This is a genomic window from Pokkaliibacter sp. MBI-7 (assembly GCF_029846635.1).
Lineage (GTDB): Bacteria > Pseudomonadota > Gammaproteobacteria > Pseudomonadales > Balneatricaceae > Pokkaliibacter.
In genome coordinates, this window is sequence record NZ_JARVTG010000001.1 from 1,471,588 (window position 1) to 1,497,839 (window position 26,252).

At 57.2% G+C, this 26,252-nt stretch carries 20 protein-coding genes; 5 read left to right on the forward strand and 15 right to left on the reverse strand.

The annotated features are described in order from the left end of the window. Position 1 precedes the first annotated feature (1 nt). The 7 genes from QCD60_RS06690 to waaF all read right to left on the reverse strand — a co-directional run bounded on the left by QCD60_RS06690 (position 2) and on the right by waaF (position 7,125). Complete coding sequence (locus tag QCD60_RS06690; RefSeq protein WP_279783559.1) at positions 2–1,093, reverse strand: glycosyltransferase family 4 protein; 1,092 nt, start codon at positions 1,091–1,093, stop codon at positions 2–4. Next, positions 1,090–2,013, reverse strand: coding sequence for a hypothetical protein (locus QCD60_RS06695; protein ID WP_279783561.1), 924 nt, complete (start codon positions 2,011–2,013; stop codon positions 1,090–1,092). Before QCD60_RS06695 ends, QCD60_RS06690 begins: the two co-directional genes overlap by 4 nt. A 41-nt stretch (positions 2,014–2,054) precedes the next feature. Beyond that, complete coding sequence (locus QCD60_RS06700; protein WP_279783563.1) at positions 2,055–3,257, reverse strand: glycosyltransferase family 4 protein; 1,203 nt, start codon at positions 3,255–3,257, stop codon at positions 2,055–2,057. 148 nt (positions 3,258–3,405) lie between these two features. After that, a complete protein-coding gene (locus QCD60_RS06705) occupies positions 3,406–4,197 on the reverse strand; it encodes a glycosyltransferase family 2 protein (protein ID WP_279783565.1) in 792 nt (263 codons plus the stop codon). Positions 4,198–4,251: 54 nt separating this feature from the next. Further along, positions 4,252–5,073 (reverse strand): glycosyltransferase family 2 protein, encoded by an 822-nt coding sequence (locus QCD60_RS06710; protein ID WP_279783567.1) that lies wholly within the window; start codon positions 5,071–5,073, stop codon positions 4,252–4,254. Next, positions 5,070–6,071 (reverse strand): lipopolysaccharide heptosyltransferase RfaC, encoded by a 1,002-nt coding sequence (gene rfaC, locus QCD60_RS06715; protein ID WP_279783569.1) that lies wholly within the window; start codon positions 6,069–6,071, stop codon positions 5,070–5,072. The genes QCD60_RS06710 and rfaC overlap by 4 nt, the downstream gene beginning before the upstream one ends. A 22-nt stretch (positions 6,072–6,093) precedes the next feature. Continuing rightward, complete coding sequence (gene waaF / locus QCD60_RS06720; protein ID WP_279783571.1) at positions 6,094–7,125, reverse strand: lipopolysaccharide heptosyltransferase II; 1,032 nt, start codon at positions 7,123–7,125, stop codon at positions 6,094–6,096. 515 nt (positions 7,126–7,640) lie between these two features. On the opposite strand from waaF, the gene QCD60_RS06725 reads away from it, so the two are divergent. Next, positions 7,641–8,636 carry a branched-chain amino acid aminotransferase gene (locus QCD60_RS06725; protein WP_279783573.1) on the forward strand — a complete coding sequence of 332 codons (996 nt, stop codon included), beginning with the start codon at positions 7,641–7,643 and terminating at the stop codon, positions 8,634–8,636. A gap of 110 nt (positions 8,637–8,746) precedes the next feature. Here QCD60_RS06725 and glnE read toward each other — a convergent pair whose 3' ends face one another. Then, entirely contained in the window at positions 8,747–11,680 is a 2,934-nt protein-coding gene (glnE, locus tag QCD60_RS06730; RefSeq protein WP_279783575.1) for a bifunctional [glutamate--ammonia ligase]-adenylyl-L-tyrosine phosphorylase/[glutamate--ammonia-ligase] adenylyltransferase, read from the reverse strand. Between the two features lie 150 nt (positions 11,681–11,830). Continuing rightward, complete coding sequence (locus QCD60_RS06735) at positions 11,831–12,127, reverse strand: winged helix-turn-helix domain-containing protein (protein ID WP_279783577.1); 297 nt, start codon at positions 12,125–12,127, stop codon at positions 11,831–11,833. Between the two features lie 165 nt (positions 12,128–12,292). Between QCD60_RS06735 and QCD60_RS06740 the strand changes: the two genes are divergently transcribed. Further along, a complete protein-coding gene (locus tag QCD60_RS06740) occupies positions 12,293–12,760 on the forward strand; it encodes a hypothetical protein (RefSeq protein ID WP_279783579.1) in 468 nt (155 codons plus the stop codon). A 28-nt stretch (positions 12,761–12,788) separates the two neighbouring features. Here QCD60_RS06740 and QCD60_RS06745 read toward each other — a convergent pair whose 3' ends face one another. The 4 genes from QCD60_RS06745 to QCD60_RS06760 all read right to left on the reverse strand — a co-directional run bounded on the left by QCD60_RS06745 (position 12,789) and on the right by QCD60_RS06760 (position 20,925). Then, positions 12,789–17,123: a PAS domain-containing hybrid sensor histidine kinase/response regulator gene (locus QCD60_RS06745; RefSeq protein WP_279783582.1), complete on the reverse strand. Its 4,335-nt coding sequence runs from the start codon at positions 17,121–17,123 to the stop codon at positions 12,789–12,791. Positions 17,124–17,136: 13 nt separating this feature from the next. Further along, entirely contained in the window at positions 17,137–18,156 is a 1,020-nt protein-coding gene (locus QCD60_RS06750; protein WP_279783584.1) for a two-component system response regulator, read from the reverse strand. A 267-nt stretch (positions 18,157–18,423) separates the two neighbouring features. Continuing rightward, positions 18,424–19,512, reverse strand: coding sequence for a CYTH domain-containing protein (locus QCD60_RS06755; RefSeq protein ID WP_279783586.1), 1,089 nt, complete (start codon positions 19,510–19,512; stop codon positions 18,424–18,426). Between the two features lie 69 nt (positions 19,513–19,581). Then, on the reverse strand, positions 19,582–20,925 hold the full coding sequence (locus tag QCD60_RS06760) for a deoxyguanosinetriphosphate triphosphohydrolase (RefSeq protein ID WP_279783588.1): 1,344 nt from the start codon (positions 20,923–20,925) through the stop codon (positions 19,582–19,584). A 206-nt stretch (positions 20,926–21,131) separates the two neighbouring features. Here QCD60_RS06760 and argE point away from each other — a divergent pair, with 206 nt between their 5' ends. Both argE and argA read left to right on the forward strand, forming a co-directional pair. Further along, positions 21,132–22,295 (forward strand): acetylornithine deacetylase, encoded by a 1,164-nt coding sequence (gene argE, locus QCD60_RS06765; protein WP_279783590.1) that lies wholly within the window; start codon positions 21,132–21,134, stop codon positions 22,293–22,295. An 88-nt stretch (positions 22,296–22,383) separates the two neighbouring features. Further along, the gene (gene argA, locus QCD60_RS06770; protein WP_279783592.1) at positions 22,384–23,718 is read left to right on the forward strand and encodes an amino-acid N-acetyltransferase; all 1,335 of its coding nucleotides are present in this window, start codon (positions 22,384–22,386) and stop codon (positions 23,716–23,718) included. A gap of 180 nt (positions 23,719–23,898) precedes the next feature. On the opposite strand, the gene QCD60_RS06775 is transcribed toward argA, so the two are convergent. Further along, positions 23,899–24,231: a 2Fe-2S iron-sulfur cluster-binding protein gene (locus QCD60_RS06775; protein ID WP_279783594.1), complete on the reverse strand. Its 333-nt coding sequence runs from the start codon at positions 24,229–24,231 to the stop codon at positions 23,899–23,901. Between the two features lie 5 nt (positions 24,232–24,236). Beyond that, positions 24,237–24,956 carry a tRNA (guanosine(46)-N7)-methyltransferase TrmB gene (gene trmB / locus QCD60_RS06780; RefSeq protein ID WP_279783596.1) on the reverse strand — a complete coding sequence of 240 codons (720 nt, stop codon included), beginning with the start codon at positions 24,954–24,956 and terminating at the stop codon, positions 24,237–24,239. Between the two features lie 291 nt (positions 24,957–25,247). Between trmB and QCD60_RS06785 the strand changes: the two genes are divergently transcribed. Further along, positions 25,248–26,186: an exopolyphosphatase gene (locus tag QCD60_RS06785; protein WP_279783598.1), complete on the forward strand. Its 939-nt coding sequence runs from the start codon at positions 25,248–25,250 to the stop codon at positions 26,184–26,186. Positions 26,187–26,252: the final 66 nt, after the last annotated feature.

Genomic DNA, 26,252 nt, shown 5'->3' on the forward strand with positions numbered 1-26,252 from the left:
ATCAGCAGGCCAGCGTTTCATACAGTGTTTCCAGCGCTGCATTGGTTTTGGTCATGGGAAAATGTTCACTGGCCAACTGACGCGATGCCGCACCCATGGCCGCCATCTGCTCAGTATCGATACAGCGCAACAGCAACCGGGCCAGATGATCGACATCGCCTGCGACAAAACTGTAACCATTCACGCCTTCCCACACCTGCTCCTTGTTGCCGCCATTGCTGCTGACGATCAGTGGCCGGGCACAGGCCATGGCCTCAAGGATCACCCGCGACAGCCCTTCCCAGTAGCTGGGCATGACGAAGCAGCTGCTGGCCGCCATGACGGCAGTGATATCCTTGCTTTCGCCGTAAAACACGACGTCCTGCTGCAGCCCGTGGTGCTGCACATAGTCCTTCAGTTGCTGCAGATAACGTTTTTCCTGAGTCCGGTCAGCCCCCACGATCAACAGCTTCATACCTTCTAACTGCGGTCGAACCTGATGATAGGCCTGCAGCAGATCCAGCACCCCTTTGCGTTGTTCCAGAGAAGCGACAGTCGTGATGTAACGCCCCGGTGCCAGATTCAGGCGCTCCCAGGCCTGCTGTTCACCGATGGGCGCAAAACGCTCAAGATCAACGCCGTTGTGAATGGTCATCAGTTTGGCAGGCTGAACATAGGACATATGTGCAGCGGTATCCAATGACACCGTCACCACCCTGCGTGCAATCAGGTTCAGATAACGGCGCAGCCTGACACAACGCTTTTCCTCAGGATTTTCCCGTACAAACCAGGCAACCGGCTTGCCACTGAGCCATGCAGCCAGTCCCGGATACTTGTAGTAGGAAGTCAGGGTGTTGAGGTGGACGATGTCAATGCGCTGCCGCTTTATCAGTTCAAGGTAGGAACGAATCATCGTCAGCCCCAGCGGCCCTTTGTGGCTGACCACTTCGGCCGTAAAGCCCTCGCTACGCGCCTGCTCAACGATTGGTCCCTGCTCACCAAAGGCAAAGACCACTTCAAAACGGGCCGGATCCAGAGTGCGACCGATGTTCAGTGCCGATATGGGACTTCCCCCCAGCGCCGCGCCATGAGAGACGATCAGTATCCGCTTCACTGGCTGCCTTTCTCCGCATCCGTCAGGTAACGCAATTTACGGGTCTGGTTGGCATCAATAAAGCTCAGAGGCGTGGCCGGATCCTGCAGATATTTTCGCCATTCCGCCAGCGGGAAGCCGCCATGGGCACCGATCACCTCAGCAGGCACAACCTCGGTCTTGCCACCCATCTTTTTCGAAACCGGCCAGTTCACCCAGTCACCAAGATCGACGGTATAAAGCTGCAGGTGGTCCAGTACACAGCACAACGGCAGCTGATCGGTCGGCGGCTGATTATCCGGCAGTTTGCTCCAGATACTGATATAGGCAGCGATCCAGGCCGGGGACAGGCGCTCCCAGGTGGCTTTGGTTCCTGCCAGAAAGGCGCCATTGAGATGGTCCCAGAGATAGGGACGATAGGTTTCACTCAGCTCGACGGGAGCCTTGCTGACACCCGCATCCCTGACCTTACTGATCATTTTACCGCGGCGAAAACAGCCGAGGAGGCAGTCATCGGCAAAGGGAATCTGCAGGTTCTGCAGCATCATCAGGTCGGAATCTGTCATCAGGATCCGGTCATAACGAGCCTGCAGAGGCGCCGAAATTTTCACCAGCCGACTTTTGTAGATCGCCGTGTAGGCATGCTGCTGCGGCATGATCGCCGAGTAATCCAGCGTGACTACTCGCGCCTTGGCAGGCAAGGGGCCGAATGCATCGGCAGGCACATCCGTTACCAGCACAATTTCTTTCAGTTCAGGATAGAAACGAGCAGCAAACTCCGCTGTCAGACTGCCTTCTTCCACATAATCCAGGCCGACCACGGGGATCACCAGGGACTCGACCCACTCCGGTGTCACCGTTTTTCCCAGCCGCGCCGACAGCTCTGCCGCTGGCACTCGCAGGCGATGACGATTGGCCCATTTTCTCAGTTGCCAGACCATGAATTCTCCGCAGTCATTTCACATCATTACTCTGAATCATCTCAGCTGGAGGCCAGCTGCACCTGATGTCTCAGACTTCGTTGATAAGTTTCCAGCATGGCCGACATCATCACCTCACTGGTCATGAATTGACGAGCATGGCTATATGCCTGATCTGCCAGCCGGGCTGCCAGCTCTGGTTGCAGCAGACAAGTGCGTATGGCTTCCGCCATCTGTGCAGGTGCCTTGCTGTCAACCAGCAGACCGGTACGCTGATCCTCGATCATCTCCGGCAAGCCGCCTACTCTGGTCGCCACGACACTGGTTTTTGACAGGAAGCACTGCGACACCAGGCGAGTTTGAGCCTCGGTACCAATGGAGGCGATGGCCACCACATCCGCCAGAGCGATAAAGCACTCGACATCATGGCGATAGCCAACATGCTTTATCTGCTCGCCAATCCCGAGCTCCTCTATACGTGCCATCACCCTGGCCTTGTAGGCCTGGGTATCAGCCGTCGCCTCACCCACCAGAAGGAACGTCACTTTGTCACAATGGCTGAGGATATCCGCAGCGGCTTCAACAAAGTACAGCTGCCCTTTGTCAGGTCGCAGCATACCGATGCTGGCCACGATCCGGTGATCAACCGGTATACCCAGCTCCTGACGCAGCAGACTCACATCACGCTCAGGATAGAATCGCTCGGTATCAACCCCTGCAGGCGCCACATCCACCCGTTCTGCCGACGTCAGCCCAAGCTGGCACAAATTGTCGCGAATGGCTCCGGCCGTCACCACAATACGGTCACTGCCGTGTCGCCATACCCAGTCGCTCAGGCGACCTCTGCGCACGGTGGACGTCACATGCCGTGAACGCACTACCGCCAGACCGGACAACAGCCGACAGACTGCAGCGTAGACCGCATCGCGATTGCCATGACAGTCAAGCAACTCAATCCGGTGCTGACGCAGGAACTTCATCAGACGCAACAGGGTTAACGGGTGCAGGCTCCCCTTGACCACCAGCGGAAAGGCAGGCAACTGCCGCCGCAGCGCTTCCTGCAATATTTTTGACCCCGGTCTTGCGATCAGCCAGACCTGATGTCCATGTGCCAGCAGCCACTCCATCTGTTCGATGATACGCAGCTCCTGACCACCCCAGTTCATACTGGTTTCGAAATGCGCAATATTGATGGCTCTCGTCCTTTGCTCTGCGGAACTTAATGCACTGGCAAGGGCTGCATTCGACAGCCAAAAGCCCGTCATGCCTCCATCACAAGGCCGTTCCTTTGTTATTTTCCGTGCGTCATCCTCTCGCACGTTCCTCATCAAAACCCATTGCTGAGGTCTTCGCCTCATACTCTGCCTGACATGACGACGGCACACTTTGCGGAGCCGACGCTATCAGAGCCTTTTATTTGACCTGTTTGACAGCGGTGTCGCTTCGGCGCTTCTTTTCGTCCGCCAGATACCAGGCTTTAAAATACTTCAGAAAACTGTACATCATGGCGTACACCGCCGTGACCACGCCCACCTTGCCATCTTTCCAGGCCCCCTTGCGGAAGTACCATTTCCAGAAAGAACCGATACTGCTCAGCACCGCCTTGCCCAGCGAGGGTTTGACCTCCTTGTACTGAATCAGGCGGCTGGTATAGCCATTCAGCTTGGTGAATACCTCATGAATGCTGTAGAAGGTGTCATGCCGCACATGGCCGCCCAGAATGCGGGTAGTCTTGAATCCTGTTGGCTTGTCATCTACCGGCGCATCATTGAAACGTGCCTGCTGGCGATTGAACAGACGCACCGGAAAATCAGGAGAAGATACCGGATAGATGGCGTGCACCTGCTGACCCAGCACATACCAGTAGCGACTGATGCGAAACGCCTGAGTCATCTCCGGCGTCGTGCCGCCCTTCAGTTCTCTGATCTGCTGCAGGCTGTCAGCATCCATGATTTCATCGCTGTCCATGCACAAAACCCAGTCATTACTGGCGTGGCTGATTGCCACATTCATCTGTTCCGCATGAGTGGTATAGGGCCGCGAATAAGGCGTGATGCCAAACTCGGCACAAATGGCAAAAGTACTGTCGGTACTGCCGGAATCCAGCACGATCAGCTCATCAGCAATCTCTGCCAATGGCGCCAGCACCTGACGCAACAGGCGTTCGGAATTATGGGTCAGAACACAAACTGAGAGTGCAAACATGGATCAGCGTTACCCGCCTCAATAGTCCGTAAGAGCGTCATGGGCTCAGCCAGTTCAAACTTTGAACTCGTCATCCTGAGCCACATCCTCGACCTTGGGCCTGGCCTGCTCGGCCCGCACCTTGGCATATTTGATAAAGCTGTTGAAACAGCCAATAGCGATATGTACCAGCCCCGGGACACCGTCCCTGAACCCCTGTCGCACCACATAGAACTTGAGAAAGCGCAGGATCGGACTGCCAACCAGCTTACCGCCGCTGATATGCTTGCCGCGGGCAATCAGGTTGTCGGCCTGCAGGCTGGTATAGCGATTCTGTTTGAGCAGATACTGCTCCAGGCTTTCTGCCGACTCATGCAGCAGATCCCCTTTTAGTTTACCTACCCGACGCTCGTGACCATGACTGGTATCTACCCAGTCCACCTTTTCGTGGACCTCATCGGTCGACCACTGCAACTGACGGCGGTCAAACAGACGCAGACTGTAGTCCGGATACCCTTCACCGTGGCGCAGCCAGCGCCCCATAAACAGGTTGCAACGTGGCATACGAAAACCGGCCAGCGCCGGTTGCTGCATCGCCGCCTCAATGCTGGCACGCAGCTCCGGTGTCACCTGTTCATCAGCATCAAGGCAGAGCACCCAGTCATGACGGGCCAGCTCGACAGCCTTGCGCTTCTGCGGCCCGTAACCCAGCCAATCCTGATGCACCACCTTGGCACCAAAGCGACGACATAGCGACTGGGTACCATCATTACTGCCGGAATCAAGCACCAGCACTTCGTCGCAGAACTCCAGCGAATCAAGGCAGGACTGGATCCGCGATGCTTCGTTGAAAGCAATAATGACTGCCGACAGCGGCTCCCGGCTACGACGCTTCACTGACTATCCTCCAGCAGTTGCAACCATCGTTGCCATACTCGCTCAGGCGTCAGGCTACGAAAGACTTCCGGCTCCACGCTACTGCCGTCCGGTGCGGTGAACTGCCTCGCCTCCAACCAGCACTGACGTTCGCCGTAGCCTCCGACCAGAGCCGGATCAGTCGGTCCGAACAGCATCAGATTGGGCACTCCCAGTGCAGCCGTCAGATGCGCCAGTCCGGTATCCACCGCGATGACACCACGGGCCCCTGCCAGCACTTCAGCGACCTGAGTCAGCCCCAGCTTAGGCAGCACCTCAACATGGCTAAACCCTTCCGCCAGTCGCTGTGCGCGCTGTTGCTCCCGTTTCAGCCCCCATGGCAGCTGCACCTGAAAACCTGCTGCACCCAGCCGTTGCAGCACGTCACGCCAGTATTCTTCGGGATAATGCTTGTCTACCCGTGTAGTGGAGTGCAGACACACTACCTTCTGTGACTCATGCTGCCAGGGAAAGCGTTGCTGCAGACCAAAGTCACCTGGCTGGTCAGGCAAGCGATAACCCAATGCCTGTGCAAACAACTGCCGGGTACGTTCCACCGCATGCTGCCCCCACACTACACGCAGGCGCCGGTCGTAACACAGGCTGGCCAGAGGCTCGCGCGCACTGTGCCAGTCAAAACCAAAATGCGGCCCACGCGCCTGACGCGTGGCAAAAAAGGCACTTTTCAACAACCCCTGAGCATCAATGATGGCATCGTAGCTGAGCGCACGCAGCTCATGCCGATACTGGCGCCATTCCCGCCATGTCGTGGCATCCTGCAGATGCTTGCGCCAGCGCCGGATGGCTACCGGAATGACCCGCTCCACGGCGGGATGCCAGTTAGGAATGGCGCTAAAGCCTTCCTCTACCACCCAGTCAAAGACAATACTCGGATCCGCCAGGCGGGCATCAGTCAGCGCAGGCAGCGTATGAATCACATCTCCCATAGAAGAGGTTTTGACGATCAGAACCCGTTTCACATCCCCTCCTGTATTTGCCTGGTCATGGTCTTGCACCCACCTGTTCAAGTGCTGTCAGCACCTGCTGTGAAGGCAACTCTTTCAGACATTTATAGTGACCATAGGGACAGCTGCGCTGAAAGCAGGGGCTACAGTCAATGCCGGTGCGAACAATGTCTACCTGCTTACCCAGCGGGGGTGTAAACGTCGGCGAGGTGGAGCCATAGACAGCCACCAGAGGTCGCTTAAGCGCCGCAGCCACATGCATCAAACCGGAATCGTTGCTGACCACGGCATGCGCCAGTGCCAGCAGGTCTACCGCATCGGCCAGTTCAGTCTGACCGGCCAGATTGAAACAGCGAGTCTGATAGTCAGTGGTCTGCAGGCTGATAATTTCAGCGGCACCGTGCTGGTCTTTGGCCGAGCCAAACAACCACACCTGCCATCCCTGCTGCAGATAGTGTGCAGCAACCTCAGCATAATGGCTTTCTGGCCAGCGCTTGGCTTCACCAAACTCTGCGCCCGGACACAGGGCTAGAACGGGTCTGTCCAGCGTCAGACCAAGGCGTTGTATTTGCAGATGCTGGTTGGTCAGGTCAGGCTGAAGCTCGGGCCAGGGCAGATCTGGCAGCTCACTGGCGTGGCGGACGGCAGGCACTGCCAGCGCGGCGAAGCGTTCGATCATGCGGGGGAAAGCAGCCTTGTCCAGCACCCGAATATCATTCAGCAGCAGGTAGCGCATCTCACCGCGCCAGCCCGTACGTCTGGGGATACTGGCAAACCAGGGCACCAGCGCCGACTTGAGAGAATTGGGAAGTACGATAGCCTGATCATAACCGCTGATGGCCAGCTGTTTACCCAGCGCACGGCGCACACCGATATCCAGCTTGCCATGCCCCAGCGGCATGGCAATCGCGTGGCGAACTTCGGCCATACGCGCCATCAACGGCAGGCTCCACACCGGCGCCAGCACGTCAATCTCCGCCTGCGGATCACGCAGCTTCAGCAGCTTGAATAGGGTTTGAGCCATGACCATGTCCCCAACCCAGGACGGCCCGACGATCAGTATCTTCACTCACGTACCATTTTGAAGTTGCCGGAAGCCTTTTCCCCCGATCAGACCTGCAACACTGAAAAAACCAGCGCACTACGTCGAAATTGAGCAGAAAAGCACCGAAAAAGTGTCGTACCCCGAAAGCAGGCCATGATAATTAACCCTCCTTGGAAAAACTACTGTAAAGGCCATCCCTTGCACTCTGCTGACCCATTCCAAGCATAGCGCAACACTATAATCCAGCCCGACGCAAGATAATCCTGGTCACGCCAATTCCATTTTCAGTCGGGATGCATACAATCAAAGCCTTGCAGCTCAACTGCAGGACTTTTCGGGTATCGACCTTTGCTCAGCTCGCAGAGATGATGTTTGCCAGTACCTCTCACCCTATTTAATAAAAGGTAGAGCCACAGCCAACCGTCAGCAGCGTTCGGGGCCGAAACCAGCAACTCCCAAGCTACCTCACGAACCCTTCTTCACTGATCGAAGCATTTCGTGGGTCAGGCTTAACAGCGACAACATTAGGATGATCTGTTATGGCGGCTTTTGGCTCCGTTTTCATGCCTGAAATGGCAATTTCCTGGTTTGATGGTGAACAGTGGAGTGGTACCGATGTGGTGCCCAGCAACAGCCTGCAGCTGCACCCCGGTGCCCATGTGCTGCACTACTCCAGCACCTGTTTCGAAGGGCTGAAAGCCTTCCGCCACGAAGACGGTTCCATCAAAATTTTCCGCATGGACCGCAATATTGCCCGTCTGGCGCAGAGCTCACAGCTGTTGTCGCTGCCTGAAGTGGATAAAGATCTGCTGGCCGACATGATCAAGACCATCGTCGCGCGCTTTGCAGCAGATGTGCCCGCCCGCCCCGGCTCCATGTATATCCGCCCCACTCACATCGGCACTGAAGCCGCTGTTGGCAAGGCAGCTGCGCCTTCACTTACCTCCTGTATGTACGTTCTGCTGTCTCCGGTCGGCGACTACTTCGCTGGTGGCGACCGCGCACTGCGTCTGCTGGTGGATGATGAAGGCATGCGTTGCCCACCGCACATGGGCATGGTCAAGAGCGGCGGCAACTATGCCGGAGCCCTGATGCCAACCCTGAAGGCTAAGGCTGAATACAAGGCCGATCAGGTGCTGTTCTGCCCCAACGGTGATGTACAGGAAACCGGCGCCGCCAATTTCCTGCTGATCGACGGCGATGAAATTATCACCAAAGCCCTGGACTCCAGCTTCCTGCACGGTGTGACCCGTGACTCTATCCTGACCCTGGCACGCGATCTGGGCATGAAGGTCAGTGAGCGTGAGCTGAGCGTGGACGAGCTGCTGGAACGTGCCGCCAAGCCCGGCACCGAAGCTGCCCTGTCTGGCACCGCTGCCGTCCTGGCACCTGTCGGTACACTGATTCACCGTGGTCAGGATATTGCTATCGGTTCTGGCGGCGTGGGCACCACCACTGTCAGGCTGCGCAAAGCACTCAACGACCTGCAGTGGGGCGTGAGTGAAGACAAGTTTGGCTGGCTGACCAGTATCTGACACGGCCACTCAGCCGCAGAAATGACAAAGGGAATCGAATGATTCCCTTTGTTGCATCTGGAGTATCCGGTGCAGTCACCATCCGCTGCTGACGACCTGCTGAGGATCCTTCACATGCCGGCCACAACCAGCTTCTCCCACAGTGCACTAACCGCCTCACGTAACTGATCCAGCTGGCCATCGGTCACTACTCCGGACTGATTCTGCAGCGTCAGTCGATGTCCTGCAGCGCGATAGGTTTTGTAGGCTTCACGTAAGGTCTCCGCTTCCGGCTCGCTCAACAGAGCCACCTGCTCAGCGGCATCCAGAATACGGATGTTGTCGGAATACTGAACCAGCTGGGGATAACGCTCGGCATAGGCCAGCGCCATGAACTGCACCAGAAACTCAATATCGACAATGCCTCCCTGATCCTGCTTCAGATGGAAAGCCTGTTCTTCACCACCGGTGCCGCTGCCCAGACTCTCGCGCATCTTCTGCCGCATCTGCAGTACATCCTGCCGCAGGGCTGGCAGCTCGCGTACCCGCGCCAGACAGTTCACTCGGGCCTGCTCAAAGCGGTGTGCCAGTCGTGGGCACCCCGCGACCACCCGCGCCCTGACCAGCGCCTGCTGCTCCCAGGTCCAGGCTTCATTGTCCTGATAGCTGACAAAGGCTTTCAGTGAGCTGACCAGCAGTCCGGAAGCGCCAGAGGGCCGCAGACGCATGTCAACCTCATACAGGGTTCCGGATGGCGTGAAGGTCGTCAGACTGTGGATTATTTTTTGTCCCAGCCGGGTAAAGAAAACCTGATTGGCCACCGGTTTGTCTGGCCCTTCGGTTTCACCGTTCACTGACGCATCATGCACAAACACCAGATCCAGATCAGAGCCATAGGACAGCTCGATGCCACCCAGCTTGCCATATCCGACAATGATAAAGTCCGGGTCGCACGGCTCGCCGTCCTCACGCCGTGGCCTGCCATGGCGATCAACCAGCGCCTGCCAGCACATCTGCAACACCCGTTCAAGAATGACTTCCGCCAGCCAGGTCAGGCTGTCGGACACCTTCATCAGGGGCAATACTCCAGTAATGTCAGCTGCCGCCGTGCGCAGCACCTGGGCGTGTTTGAAATAGCGCAGGGTTTCCATCAGCTGTTCCGTGTCCTGCTCCGGAATACGCAGCATCAACTGGTTCAGCTCATCACGCAGATGCTGTTTGTCCATCGGTTTGTAGAGCGCGCGGGTATCGATCAGCTCGTCCAGCAATACCGGATAACGCGACAGGTGCTCAGCAAACCAGGAGCTGGCGGCGCACAACCGCACCAGCTGTTCTAATGCCTGCGGGTTCTCGCTAAGTAGTAACAGGTAGGCAGTCCGGCGCAGCACCGCCTCTACCAGCAGCAGTACCCGCTCCAGCGTCTGCTCAGGTTCGGGCTGTCTGGCCACCAGCGGCATCAGCAACGGCACCAGTGCCACCAGCCGCTCTCGTCCCATCGGCTGCATCACCTGATAGCCCTTGCTCAACTTAAGATGGGCTATGGCTTTGAACACCCGCTCTGGTGCAGTGAAACCCTGCTCCTGCAGCCAGGCAGTGGAGACCTCATCGCCTTCCTCAGCATCCCAGCAGCCTATCCAGGCTTCGCCTCCACTGTCAGCCTCGTTATTTTCTTCCTCCACATCGGTGATCACCTGATCAAAGTGATGTCGCACCTGCTGTCGATGTGACTCCAGCAACACACTGAATGATGCCCATGATTCACAGCCCATCACCCAGGCCAGACGCTGGCGTAACAGCCCATCATCGGGCAGCAACTGGGTCTGCTGATCGGCCTGGGCCTGAATGGCGTGCTCGGTATCACGCAGGAACAGATAGGCCTTGGTCAGCAGATCCACCACCGCTCGCGGCATACCCACCGCTTCAGGCAACAATGGCAGGATGGCCAGCAGTTCCCGTTGCTGCAGACGCTTGTCACGCCCGCCACGGATCAGCTGAAACGCCTGAGCGATAAACTCCACTTCACGAATGCCACCCCGTCCCAGTTTGACGTTATGTTCAACGCCTTTGCGCCGCACTTCACGATTGATCATCTGCTTCATGCTGCGCAGCGACTCGAAGGCGCTGTAGTCCAGATAACGGCGATAGACGAAGGGACGCAGGCTGTCGAGCAGACGTTCACCGGCCTGTTTATCGCCGGCCACCACCCGTGCCTTGATCATGGCGTAGCGCTCCCAGTCCCTTCCCTGCTCCTGATAATAGGTCTCCATGGCCAGAAAACTGGGTGCCAGCGTACCGGCGGTACCGTAAGGGCGCAGACGCATATCAACACGAAAAACGAAACCGTCCACCGTCTGCTGATCCAGTGCCTGAATCACCTTCTGCCCCAGCTTGACGAAGAACTCCTCATTAGACAGCTCACGCTTGCCGCCCTGCGTATCGCCCTTTTCCTCGAAGGCAAAGATCAGATCGATATCGGACGACAGATTCAGCTCTTCCGCCCCCAGCTTGCCCATGCCCAGCACGACCAGCTGCTGCGGCCTGCCGGACTCCCTGCCGGCAGGCACACCAAAGCGTTCGCACAGGCGCGGATAATGCCAGTCAATTGCAGCCTGGATGCAACTGTCTGCCAGCAGGGACAGCACCGCAGTGGTTTGCTGGGTGGAATAAATACGGTTGAGGTCTTTCCAGATGATGTCGGTCATTGCCCGATGGCGGAACAGACGCAGACTTTTCTGCAGCGCCTGCTCATCACCTGCTGTCGACACCAGCGCCTGCAGTTCCTCACTCCAGATATCGACCGATGTCAGTGTCTGGTCCTGCAACTGACAGAACAACCAGTCGGGATGGCGCCGCCACTGGTCGACAACATAGTCGCTGCCCAACGCGACCTGGCACCATGCCGGATGATCTGCAGGTGAGGCCTGCAGCAACTGTTCACACTGTGCCGGAGTCCAGAAGGGGCTTTCAGCGAGTCTGGCCAACTGTAGCTGAAGCAGCTCCGCCAGCTCAGTGGGTAACGAAGCAGTAGGCGGGGAATATCGGGTGGCGGGAATAAGAGTGCCCATCGGCCCCTCCTTTCTTATTGTCTGTCGGTCAGACCTCCGCCTTTAAACGAAGGCGTCAGGGCATGACCACAAGGGCATTTAGCTCGGCATATTCTAGCCAAATCAGGATTGGCACTCTGCTGTTCTTTCGATGAAGCCAGCCTGCGATGATTACATGTCAGCCGGAGCCAGCGCCTGTTGTAACGCTGGCAGGTGCTCTTCTACCCACGAAGGATTGATCGGCCCCCAGCTGCGCAGCTGGTAATAACCCTCATTGTGCCGTCCCCCTTCACGCTGCACAAACTGGCAGTCGATACCAATATCCGACAAATCCGCCAGCGTATCCTGAATCGTACGCCGCGGCATGGCGGTCAACTCAACCAGACTGGAAAGGCTGTGCTCCTGCTGAGCTACCAGCCAGCTGAGATAAAGTTTGCGGTAAAAGGCCTTCTGCTGTTTTGACACCACTGCTTTTGTATCCCTTTGTTAATTCACCCCATCAAGAGCGAAACCAGACTCTGTTGCCCGGCGGCTGGCAACCAACAAAATCAGTCATTTGCATTCTTTACATTGACTGATATATTGCACTCCAAATGTAACATTTTGAAAACTTTAAACCAGGAAAGGCTACCTATGCGTTTGCTCTCCTCTGTTATCACGTTAACTATTGCCTCCAGTCTAACCGCCTGTGTCAGCACGGCAGTGAAGCAGGAAAATCGCGATCAAACGGGCAAGTTTGATGGTCAATGGACTCTTAACTATGTCATGCATAAAACCGAGCAGCGTATTGGACATGTGCTTTACACCTGCTCAGGCGATAAAGGCACTTTGAATATCAAAATCAATAATGGTGAAGTAACGGGTGACCTGCAGTCAGAACAACCCACCTATGTTGACGCCAATGGCCATATCTACTTCGTATCATCTCACTCTGAGGAAGGGTTCTCGCTCGATACCCCCGCAAGCGATGCGCCCGGTAGCAGAATTCTGATGAACATTGATCTAAGCGAGACAGCAGGCACCGGCAAAATGATTTTTGCCATGGGAACCGGTAATGCGGGCTGCCCTGGCACCCTGACCCTGACCAAGCACGGCAACTAAGTTGCAAACACCTCAGGCGAGAGCGCGTTTAGCTCTCGCCCTGATCCATCTGCACCAGCAGTTGCAACGCCTCCTCAAAACGATAACTCCCGGCCAGCGACGCAATACGCTGCAGTTGGGCCAGCTGACCATACTGCTGGTATAACTCGCGTGCCATCTGCGCTGCCTGAGCATCATCGTCCTCCAGTAACCTGCGCAGTGCACTCAGCTGCCCGGCTGAAGGCACTCCTGCAGTAGCTTCAATCGGCATCACGTCTGGTGATGGCGTCCCGTCTTCTTCATCTCGCAGCTGCGCCTCAATAGCAGTAAGTACCTGCAGCATCCCATCCAGCAACACCTGCTGTTCAGTGGCGGACCAGAGCTGCTGCTTGCCGGCCTGCAGCTCCAGCCGCTGGCTCAGTTCAGCCAGAGCGCCTGCACCAATGGTGCCGCTTAACCCTTTCAGGGTATGCAGCAGCAGACCCAGCTGCGACCAATCCTGCTGCTGGTAGGCCTGCTTCAGCTCATCACAGGTCTGCTTGTGAGACTCTGCTACCCGTTGTAATACCCGCAGATAGAGTGCGCGATCGCCGCCCATATAGGCGATGGCGGACTCGCTATCCAGCACGGTGGCCATATCCGGTAAAAACAGAGACGGCTCAGCAGACGTTTTCTGGCCTGTTACTTTAGCGGTGCTGTCGACCGCCCTGTCGCCGTCGCGGGTGGGTGTCGGCAGCCATTGAGTCAAGGTTCTGAACAGTTCAGCCACGTTGATAGGTTTGCCGATATGATCATTCATCCCGGCATCCAGGCAGCGCTGACGATCCCGGCTCATGACATTGGCAGTCATGGCGATAACCGGAAGTGATGCCCAGCGAGCTTGCTGGCGCAACTGGCGGGTCGCCGTCAGGCCATCCATGACAGGCATCTGCACATCCATCAGCAATGCATCAAAATCGTCTTCTGCCAGCGCCGCCAGCGCCTGTTGCCCATCGCCCACCAGCACCACATCGATACCGGCATGGTGCAGTAACTCACTGATGATCTGCTGATTGATCTCGTTATCTTCGGCCACCAGCACTTTCCGCCCAGCCAGCAGCTGCCCCCCTTCCAGGGTCTCACTGATCATAGTCTGCTCAGGTATCCCGTCCACCCAACCACTGCCGAAGAGTTTGATAATGGCATCTGCCAGCTGTGACTGGCTGACGGGCTTGACCAGATAATCAGCCGCCTGCAGCGCCGTCGCCTGGTCTTTCACCTCCTGATCACTGTAAGCCGATACCATGATGACGGCAGGTGGCGGTCCGGGCAGATGACGGATCAGTTCCAGCGTCGCGCAGCCATCCATATCCGGCATATTCCAGTCCAGCAATACCAGCGCATAGTGGCGGTCAGCACAACAGGCCAGGGCCTCCTCGCCACAACTGGCCTGAGTCACATGAAAGCCCATTGCTTCCAGATACTGGGCAAGCACGTAACGCACACTGAGATGGTCATCCACCACCAGCACTTCAGCCCCCTTCAGCTCCACAGGCAGCGTGGGCCGCGGCAGGCTCTGGATCTCTGCCTCGCGGAGTACCACCGAGAACGAGAAGGTACTGCCGACACCGGCCTCACTCTCTACCTCAACCTGACCGCCCATCATCCGCACCAGCCGCTGGCAGATACTCAGGCCCAATCCGGTGCCGCCATAGCGACGGGTCGTGGTGGTGTCTGCCTGACTGAATGCTTCAAACAGCTTGCCTTGCTGCTCGGCAGTCAAACCGATACCACTGTCGTGCACGGCAAAGCCCAGTCGCACCTCCCCCAGCTGTAGCGCCGAATCGGCACAACGTCGGATATGCAGGCTGATTTCACCCTGATGGGTAAACTTCACCGCATTACTCATCAGATTGAGCAGCACCTGCTGCAGTCGCAGCGGATCACCCAGCAGACCAACCGGTACATCGCTGTCCTGATGAAGCTGTAATGTCAGCCCCTTGGCAGCGACACTCCCGCCAATCAGCACCCGCACCTGCTGGATAATGTCGTTGAGGTCAAAGGGCACCTGCTCCAGATGCAGTTTGCCCGCTTCGATCTTGGAGAAATCGAGAATGTCGTTGAGGATGCCCAGCAGACTCTGCGCCGAGCCGTGGATTTTCTGCAGATAGTCATGCTGCCTTGGGTTCAGCTCGGTCAGCAGCGCCAGATGGGCCAGACCGATGATCGCATTCATCGGGGTGCGAATTTCATGACTCATATTGGCCAGAAAATCACTTTTCATGCGATTGGCTTCATCCGCCGCCTGCTTGGCCCGGCGCAGCATGATCTCCAGCTGTTTGAACTCACTCATGTCATGCACCACCGCCATCACTCCCGGACGACCACGCAGCACGACACGGCGCAGAGCGACCTGAGCAGGCAGCAGACTGTTGTCGCTACAACGGAACAGCCATTCAAAGCGTACCGGATAATCGCTGTGCAGCGCCTGCTCCATATATTCGCCCAAGAGCTCGGCAGACAGACGTCCATCTGCCTGACGCTGCAGGGAGAACGGCTCCTGCCACGGCCGCATCCCCGCCAGTACCGTATCGGCAGGCAGACGCAGTAGCGAGCGCGTCGCCGGACTGCCTTCCAGTAACTGTTCACCCTCCAGCAGCCACAAGGCATCAGCCGATGCGTCAAAGATTACCCGCAGCTGCTCCTCGGCCTCCTTCTGCTGTGACAGGTCAACGAGAATACCGATCATGCCCGAATGCCCGTCCTCCTGACGGAACCCCCTGCCCCAGAACAGACAATAGCGACTGATGCCGTCACCGCAGACACGCAGCCCTTCGTCCTGATACTCCCCCTGACTGCGAATCAGCGCCATATCGCTGTTGTGCGTGTCAAGATTGGCCTGTTCAGGCAGATAGCCGACGTCCATCAGCGTCCTGCCGATGATCTCCTCGCGCTGCAGCGCGTTGAACTGTTCAAAGGCCCGGTTGCACAGCACATAGCGACCTTCGCCATCTTTGACGAATACCGGGTAAGGCAGGGTATCCAGCAACAGTTGCAGGAATTGCAGCTGCCCGCTCAGCTCACGGGTGCGACGCTCCACCCGCTCTTCAAGCTCGGTGTTGGTCGCCTGCAGATGCTGGGCAGAGCGCTCCAGCTGTATGCCCATGGTCCGGGTAGCACTGAGCAGCTGCTCCAGCTCCCTGATACGGTTACCCCTGATCGGCTGATCAGCAAACTGGCCCTCGGCAAACTGCAGGCTCAGCCGCGCCAGTGCCGTCAGCGGCTTCGACAATCGCCGTGCATAGAGACCGATGGCCAGAGCTGCGACCAGCAGACACAACAGCAACAGGCCAAGACTGTACAAATAGCGCTGACTGAAATCCGGTACGAAATCATCGTCCGGTGCCAGAGCAATACCAAGAAAGACCAGCTCGCCACGACGAAAACGCGATACCAGACCCGTCCAGCGTCCACCATTATCAAAATGCACCTCCGCCTGCCCTTGCCGGCTGAAACGCAGTCCCTGCTTAAAGAACGCGGCAGGTATAGCCTGAGCATGCTGGATCAGGTAACGGTTGATCGGATCCTCATCGAGCGTATCGGCTGCAATCTGGCTGCTACCACTACCCACCAGCACTGTGGAGCGACCGTTATAACTGACATAGGTGCTGTCCAGACTGCGGATCAGCAGATCCAGACGCACATTGAAGCGCACCAGCAGACGTTCACCGTTGCTCAGGTCAAGGGTGCTGCCAAGGTCGATGACGGGCTGATCATTGCGTGGATCAAGATACGGTACCGACCAGCTGAAACGCTGCCCGCCGGTGCCTGGCTGCAGGGCCTCCTGCACACTCTGCATCCAGACAGCATCGGGGGCAGGCATCCCCTGACCGGACTGTGCACTGACGTCGCCACTACGCTCATCCCACACCTTGCGCCAGGTCGCTAACTCCGGCGCATTCCAGTAGCCAGAGATATTTTGCCACTGCTGACGTGCCACCGGCGCAGCGACGAAGTATTTACCGGAAGAAGAATAAAAGCTGATCGCAGAAATGTACGGATACTCACGCATCAGCGGATACAGCCACTGACTGGAGTCTTCCAGCGTGAACGGCCGCAGCAGACCGGCCTGCAGCCAGCTGCGGACCATGCTTTGCTGTGACTGAATTTCGTCCAGCAGGCTGTCGACCTGGCGGCCCACACGGGTATTGACCTTATCCAGCTGCAGCTGGGTGATATTACGCAGGGTGGGGCTGATGATCAGCTGCTGAAAGAAGAGGAAAAACAGCAGCACGATGAGGGTAATCAGAGTGACCATGACCCAGGTCATGCTGCTACGAATGCTGTGATGGGCACCCGCTCCCTGCACGGCAAGCGGTTGTTGTGTCTGATCGCCAAGCTGCATACCCAGTTTCCCTTCAATCGCCGTAACGGGAGCGGACTTCCAGAATCTGTGGCATCAGTGTCACGAACGCGTCCACCAGCCTCGGCTCAAAATGCTGACCTGACTGGTCGCGAATAAAGCCGATAGCGTCTTCATCACTCCAGGCCGGCTTATAAGGCCGCACTGAAGTCAGGGCATCAAACACATCGGCCAGCGCCACGATACGCCCGGCAAGGGAAATTTCTTCACCCCGCAGACCCTGAGGGTAACCGCTGCCATCCCACTTTTCGTGGTGATGAGCAATGATTTCCCGTGCCAGCGTCAGTAACAGATGGGAATCATCATCCCCCATGATCTCCAGACCGTACTGCACATGGCGCTGCATTTCGGCCCACTCGGTGGCGTCGAGCTTGCCCGGTTTGAGCAGGATATGATCCGCAATACCGATTTTACCGATGTCATGCATGGGGGCAGCCTGCTTGAGCAGCTGGGCGGTTTCTTCATCCATACCGATGGCATGCGCGAGCAGATAGGCGTAGTGGCTCATCCGCACCACATGCATACCTGTCTCGTTGTCTTTGTACTCTGCCGCTTTGCCCAGATACTGGATAATTTTCTGCTGCGCCAGCTGCAGCTCGGAGGTGCGCTGCTGCACCAGCTGCGACAGGCTTTTCTGCTGATCGTAGAGAGCCAGCTGTGCCGCCACACGGGCCTTGACGATACGTGGATTGATGGGTTTGGAGATAAAGTCGACCGCCCCCGCTTCCAGCCCTTTGACTTCATCTTCACTGGAGTTGCGGGCAGTGATAAACATCACCGGGATACGCTGGGTCAGGGGATCCTGCTTGAGACGGCGGCACAGTTCATAGCCGTCCATCCCTGGCATCATCACGTCCAGCAGCATGATGTCCGGCAATGGCTGACGCTGGGCAATCTGTAATGCCTTCTCAGCGCTGAGGGCCACCCGTAGCTGGTAGCCCTCCCCCAACGCGCCGACCAGTACGTCAATATTTTCCGGATTGTCATCCACCACCAGAATCGTTGCTTTGCCCATGCCTGTTCCTTAATTCATGAACAGCCGCCAGTCAGCGCGCCTGTCGAGGAGATATCAGCACCCACCGTTGTCCGGTGGTCAGTTTCTGCAGTGCGGTCAGCATTGCCAGCAACACAGCCTCAGATCGTATTCACGCTCTCAGAGGCGGCAGCCTTTGTCACTAGCAGCCTCTGCGGTACAGCAGCGAAAAAGAGTAAGTGTACCTCTGTCATTTAGTCAGAATTATTTCTGCCCTGACAGTATTGGACAGCCAGTCCGAATAAATCATCACGAACCAATAAAGCTGGCGGCCTGCTGAGCCTGCTGTTCGGCATCTGCATGCAATCGCCACTGCTTCAGCACCAGCCAGGCACTTAGTTGTAGCAGCAATGCCCCCACCCAGGGCTCATCCAGCAGTTGCTGCCAGGCCTGACGTGAGTTCAGGCGCTCCTGCTTCAACAGCGGACTGTGCTCCAGACCGGTCAGCCCCTGAATGGTGCGAAATGCCAGCATTCCTGACAAGCGCGCCTCCAGCAGGGACAGCTGCTGTGCCACTGCCTTGTCCGGCGTCGGGATGACCGCCGCAAAACTGAGAATGACGTCAATCAGCGAGCGAATATGGCTCCGTACCAGCTCAAGATGGCGGCTAAGCCCGGTGCTGGCATAGATTTCCCAGTGGCGCTGCCAGCCATTCAGATAATAGCCAAACAACTGCTCATATACCTGTTCGTGGCTGGCATCACTCTCCAACTGCGGGACCGCCTGATCTCGCGGCTCCTGCTGCAGAAACAGACAATAACCACGCTCACCCTTGCTGATATCACAGACATAGAGCGGCAAGTCCTGTGCCAGCTGCTCAGCCAGACTGAACAGGTCTGCCACCTGCCCCTGCTTCAGCTCCATTTCCACTTCGGAAATGACCTGCGTGCGCTCACCTGCCAGTACCTTGCCCTGATCCAGCACCAGCTCGATATCACTGTCACGCCAGCGCAGCCGCCATTGATGACGCACAAAATCCGTCGTGAAAGCTGGGGTCAGTTTTTCCAGGCATTGCTCCAACGATACGGGCCAGGACCCTTCCGGCAGCAACGACAGATCCAGAACCGGCCCTGCCAGCGGATATTCCCACTCGCCTCGCTGGTGCAGCCCGCCAAGGCTATGTCCCTGGGTTTTAAGGGTCTGCAGGTACTGCTCACCAGCACGACGGATACGCAGTGCCACCCGGTTGCGTTGCAGTGCCAGATCAGGGGTATCGAAGTAGGTATTGAACAGAGTTTTACTGCCCTGATCCTCCGCCTGCTGCAGCAGCGGGTGGTGCCGCAGCGCATCCACAAAGGCAGGCGTCAGGCTCAGTTTCAGTTCGGTTTCATGACTCATTATTAGGGCTTCCTGTGTATCCGTCTGCCTCGATCAGCTTGCTATAACAACGTGTTGGGACACGCCAGATCAGGCAGGAAAATGTCCGGTAATTTCTCGCGCCGTGGCAACCGCATAGTTGTCTGTCATGCCACTGATAAAATCGAGCACCTTGAGATAGCAGGTGTACAGATCATCGCCTGCCACCGGTCGGGTCGATCCCATCAGCATCAGCAGGCGCTCGCTCTTGAAGCTTATACCGGGGTGAAGCGCCTGCTCACGCGCTGCGTCAATAAAATGGGTCAGCAGCTTTTCCAGAGTGGCATACGCCGCCAGTTCAGAACGGGTACGGGCGCTGTGGCGGAAAATACGCTCACGGGCGACGGATTTGGCCTGCTGCACACTGGTGCGGGTCGCCTCATCGCAATGGCTGATCAGATCACCGTCCAGCTGACCTGTCAGAATCGCCTGATGATGCAGCACGAAGGCATCGCATACCGCACTGACCAGATGCTCGATAGCCTTGCCACGCAGCAGTGACAGTTTCTTGGTGGAGTTGGGGGAGTACGCCGCCTCAAAGGTGTTATGCCGCAACTCATCCAGTTTGGCCTGCCCCACCAACGGCCGCAGAATATCCACCACTTCGTCTTCACGCAGCAAACCCAGCTCGACACCGTCTTCCAGATCAAGAATGGCGTAGCAGATATCGTCAGCGGCTTCCATCAGATACACCAGCGGATGACGGTGATAGCCGCCATCTGTGCGGGGCAGCAGGCCGAGCCTGTCGGCAATCTGCTGCAGGATGCCCTGCTCCGCCTGATTGCAGCCGTACTTTTCCTTCACCGCGACCATCGGATGATCCGATACCCAGGGGTATTTGAGAAAAGCGCCCAGAGTGGCGTAAGTCAGGCGCATACCGCCGCGCTGGTAGTGATACTCCAGCTGCGTCAGTACACGGAAGCCCTGCGCATTGCCCTCAAACACCAGAAAATCCTGTTGCTGGGCATCGGTCAGACCGTCCAGCAGGCCACGCTTACGCGCTTCGGTAAACCAGTGGCGAATAGAGGCTTCGCCAAAATGGCCAAAGGGCGGATTACCAATGTCATGGGCCAGACAGGCAGACTGCACGATGGCCCCCAGATCATAGGGACTGCAGTGTGCAGGTAGCTGTCCGGCAATGGCCTGGCCGACCTGTATCCCCAGACTACGACCGACACAGCTGACTTCCAGGCTGTGAGTCAGGCGGTTATGGACGTTGTCATTATGGGAAAGTGAATGAACCTGCGTTTTCTTGGTCAGGCGCCGGAAGGCATTGGAAAAGACGATGCGGTCATGGTCCTTGTGAAACGGCGTGCGTCCCGGCTCACGCTGCTCCTGTTCCTGTTTGCCGAGGCGTTCGGTGCTCAGCAGGTCATGCCACTGCATCATGGTCATCGGTGACTATCCTAAAGGTATGGACACGCTGTCAGTGCGGCACGGCAGAATCACACCCGCAAAGACGACAAAAAAACGGGCGATCAACGGCTGATCACCCCACCACAGGCCGCCCAGCCATCGCGTGGCGCCTATACAAAGCGGTGGAATGGTTTTAGCCTAACAGGCTGTGACGCATCTGAGAATCAATCGCCCCGGAGAAAACCATGGCCCTGCCAAGCCTTCGCCAGCAAATCGAACAGTTGATCGCCAGCCCCTCGGTGAGCTGTACCCGTGCGGATCTCGACATGAGCAACCGGGGGGTGATCGAGCTGCTGGAAGGCTGGCTCAGCCATCTGGGCTTTACCACTGAAGTGATGGAAGTCGCCCCCGGCAAGTTCAACCTGATGGCCACGCTGGGCAGCGGCCCCGGTGGACTGGTGCTGTCGGGCCATACCGACACCGTGCCCTGCAATGAGGAGAAGTGGCAGAGCAACCCGTTCAGGGTGACTGAGCGCGACCAGAAACTGTATGGTCTGGGCAGCTGTGACATGAAGGGGTTCTTCGCCGTCGCCATCGAAGCGCTGCTGCCCTTCCTCGAACAACCCGGCCCGGCAGGCTTCAAGGAGCCCCTGATCATTCTGGCTACCGCTGATGAAGAGTGCTCAATGATAGGGGCACGCGCCCTGGCCGAATCCGGTCGCCTCAAGGCCCGCAAGGCAGTGATCGGGGAGCCAACCAGCCTGCGGCCCATCTATCAGCACAAAGGCATCATGATGAATGGTCTGCGCATTACCGGGCAGGCGGGCCACTCTTCCAACCCGGCATTGGGTAACAGTGCCATGGAAGCCATGCACAGCGTCATGACCGAGCTGATGGGCTTCCGTCAGGATATCCAGAGTCGCTACCGCAATGCCGACTTTACCGTACAGGTACCGACCCTCAACCTGGGCTGCATCCATGGTGGCGACAATCCGAACCGCATCTGCGGCCAGTGTGAACTGGAGTTCGACCTGCGCGCCTTACCCGGCATGGACAACGATGAACTGTTCGCGCAGATGCAACAGCGGCTCCAACCTGTGGCTGAGCGCCATAATGTCAAATTCGAGCTGTATCCTCTGTTCCCGCATATTCCGGCGTTCTCCAATCAGCGCGAACTGGAACTGATCCAGACCTGCGAACGCCTGACCGGCCACAGCGCCGAGAGCGTGGCCTTTGCCACTGAGGGCCCGTTCCTGCAGAAAATGGGCATGGAAACCCTGATACTCGGCCCCGGCTCCATTGATCAGGCCCATCAGCCCGATGAATTTCTGGCGCTTGATCAGATCGAACCTGCTGTACGCATCCTGCGCGGTCTGATCAAACGCTACTGTCTGCAGACTGAGGCTTGATGATCCGGGCTGTTTTTCCCATAGTAGGCTCCTTTACCACCGCGGAGCTGGAGCAGCTTCGCAACCCAATTGAGGTAAACAGAACAACGTGAACAACCAGGCACAGGTAAACGTCAGCTGGTTCCGCCATAGCTCGCCCTACATCAATGCCCACCGTGGCAAAACCTTTGTACTGATGCTGGGGGGTGAGGCGCTGGAGCACCCCAACTTCGCCAATATCATTCACGACATCAGCCTGCTCAACAGTCTGGGGGTACGACTGGTACTGGTGTATGGCACCCGCCCGCAGATCGAGGCTCGACTGCAGGAGCGAGGCCTGCCAAGCCGCATGTATCAGCACCAGCGCATCACCGACGAAGCCACCCTGAACTGTGTGAAAGAAGCGGTCGGTCTCGCCCGTATTGATATCGAGGCCCAGCTGTCACTCGGTCTGGCCAACTCACCGATGTTCAATGCCCAGATCCGCGTGATCGGTGGCAATGTGGTGACGGCCCGCCCTCTGGGAGTCCGTGACGGGCAGGACATGTGCTACACCGGCGAAGTCCGGCGGGTGGATGCCAACGCCATCAATCGTTTGCTGGCAGAGGGTAACATTGTCGTCCTGTCCAACCTGGGTTACTCCCCCACCGGTGAAGTGTTCAACCTGTCAGTGGAAGATGTGGCTACCCGCACCGCCACGGCCCTCAGGGCAGACAAGCTGATTGCCTTTGGCGATGAGCCGGGGGTGGTCAACAAGGATGGTGAGGTGATCAACGAGCTGCTGGCAGCCAAAGCCGAGCGTCTGGTGAAACAGCATCTGGCCAGTCTGGGTGAGCATGATCCCATCAGCCAGCTGGCGCGTATCCTGAAAGCACTGGTGGACGCCTGCCGGGGAGGGGTAAAACGCACCCATCTGATTTCCTACCAGACCGATGGCGCGCTGCTTACCGAGCTGTTCAGCCGCGAAGGCTCCGGCACCATGGTGATTCAGGAATCGTATGAACAGATGCGTCAGGCCACTATTGAGGATGTCGGTGGCCTGATTGAGCTGCTGCGTCCGATGGAAGAGGCAGGCATTCTGGTGCGCCGTTCACGCGAGCTGCTGGAGGCTGAGATTGAGCGTTTTACCGTGGTGGATCGTGACGGCACCATCATAGGCTGTATGGCGCTTTATCCCTTCCCCGATGAAGGTTGTGCTGAGCTGGCCTGTGTTGCCGTGCATTCTGAGTATCGGGGCGATGATCGCGGTCTGCAGATGCTGGAACATATTGAGCGACGGGCCCGTGAAATGGGCCTGAGTGAACTGTTTGTACTGACCACACGCACGGCTCACTGGTTTGTAGAAAACGGCTTTGTGCTGAGTCCGCTGACCCGTCTGCCTGCGAAGAAGAAAGAACTCTACAACTACCAGCGCAACTCCAAGGTGTTTTTCAAAACCCTGTAGCTGATCTGAGTTCCCGCAAAACGGTACAGACCCATTCTGTACCGTTTTTGCCAGGGACACGACTCAACGGCCTTGTACCCTCATTGGCTCTGCCACCCCACAGCCTGCCCCATCCCTGCACTTTTCTTCAACAGACGCCGTATCCTGTCGTGCATTCTTTTCATACGGCGAACATATCGGCTAATTACGGGGAGGAAAGCAAGGTTTGCTCAGCACAACTTCTTCGCTGTCCGCATAGGCAATGCAGGTCAAAACACGATGGGCAGCGAGCTCACGCTGGTTGAGACCATGGGGCGTAACACCACGGTAACTGATCGCTCCGGACAGCAGGGTACACTGGCAAATTCCGCAGACGCCATTTCGACAGGCCTGACGGACAGGGACCGCCCGGGCTTGTAAAGCCGCCAGCAGGGTCGGTGAGGAAGATACATCAGCAGAGAGGGGTTGCGCCTGCAGATCAGTGGCACCGAGATCGATCTCCAGTGCCAGTTCGGGCAGTCGCAACCAGGGCACGCGACTTACTCCGTGCGCTCGAACATCAGGTCCCAGACTCCGTGGCCGAGGTTTTCACCACGACGCTGAAACTTGGTTACCGGCCGCCATTCCGGCTGCGGCGAATACTCGCCCACGCCCTGCACATTGCTGTATCCGGGAGCCATGGTCATCACTTCCATCATGTGCTCGGCATAAGGCTGCCAGTCTGTAGCCATATGGAATACGCCACCCAGCTTCAGTTTGCTGCGCAGCTTCTCGACAAAGTCAGGCTGAACGATACGGCGCTTGTGATGTTTTTTCTTCGGCCAGGGATCAGGGAAGAACAGCTGCAGGGTATCTATACTGGCATCCGCCAGACAGTCAGCCAGCACTTTGACTGCATCGTCACAATACACCCGGACATTACTGAGACCTTGCAGGCTGACATTGTTCAGCAGGCGGCCCACACCGGGCTCATGCACTTCAATTCCGAGGAAGTTTTTATCGGGCATGGCAGCGGCCATGGCAACCATGGAGTCGCCCATACCAAAGCCAATTTCCACCACCAGAGGCGCTTCACGGCCATAAATGTCGGCAGGGTTGATCAGGCCGTTGTCCAGCTTGAGACCATAAACGGCAAAGTGCTGCTCCAGGGCGCGTTCCTGGCTGGGAGTACGGCGACCTACCCGCTTTACGAAAGAGCGCACTTCGCGCATATGACGTTGCGGTTCAGCGGGGAGGTCAGATTGTTGTTCGTCGGTCATTGCCATGCCATGAGTGAAGAGAAAGTAGCGGCCCTCAATAGGAGGCCTTTCTACCAGAGTAGTGTCGCAGGTCACAGCCCTGCCTTAACACTGATGAAAAAATAGGCGGCTATTCTAGCGCGCCAGCCATAGCGGTCAACTGCACATCCTGTAGATGCATCACACAACGAAGAGCGGCTAGCGTTATTTCAGGAATACGTTATAAACAAAGGCAGCTTTGAGTACACGCGGAACAGGTCAGGACTGACCGCCACCCACCATTCCGACGTAAAACCGATTCCATGGGAGGATATGATGTCGACACCCACCACCTATCGTCTGGTCACCCGCAGCGATTTCGACGGCCTGGTCTGCGCCGTGCTCCTTCGCCATCTTGGTCTGATCGATGACATCAAGTTTGTACACCCCAAGGATATGCAGGACGGGCTGGTCGATATCAGCGAGCGGGACATCACCACCAACCTGCCCTATGTGGCCGGCTGCCATCTGGCCTTCGACCATCACCTGAGCGAAACCCTGCGTAACAAGGACAAGGCTGACAACCATATTATCGACCCCGAAGCGCCCTCTGCGGCCCGCGTGGTCTATGACTATTACGGTGGTACCGAGCGTTTTCCGGCCTCCTGGAACGATATGATGGAAGCCGTTGACAAGGGGGATGCCGCCCGCTTCAACCGTGAAGAAATTCTGCACCCCGAGGGCTGGGTACTGCTCAACTTCATCATGGATGCCCGCACCGGCCTTGGCCGCTTCCGTGAATTCCGCATCTCCAACTACCAGTTGATGATGGAACTGATTGCCTACTGCGCCAACCACAGCATCGAAGACATTCTGGCACTGCCCGATGTTAAAGAACGGGTGGAACTGTATTTCGATCATGCTGAAAAAGCAGTGGACCAGTTAAAACGCTGTGCCACCGTACATGGCAATCTGGTGGTACTGGACCTGCGTGACGAAGAAACCATCTACGCCACCAATCGCTTCACCATCTATGCCCTGTTCGCCGAGTGCAATATTTCCATCCACCAGATGTGGGGGCTAAAGCAGCAGAACACCGTATTTGCTGTTGGCAAATCGATTCTGAACCGCAGCTCCAACACCAATATCGGTGAGCTCTGCCTGCAATATGGTGGTGGCGGTCATGCTAACGCGGGGACCTGTCAGGTGGCCAATGATCAGGCCAGCACCGTACTGCAGGAACTGATCAGCAAGATCAATCAGGACGGCTGATTCAATCGCTCTAAACGCTCTGTTGGTGCGCAATCGCCCTACAGAGCGTTCATTTTTTGTACACAT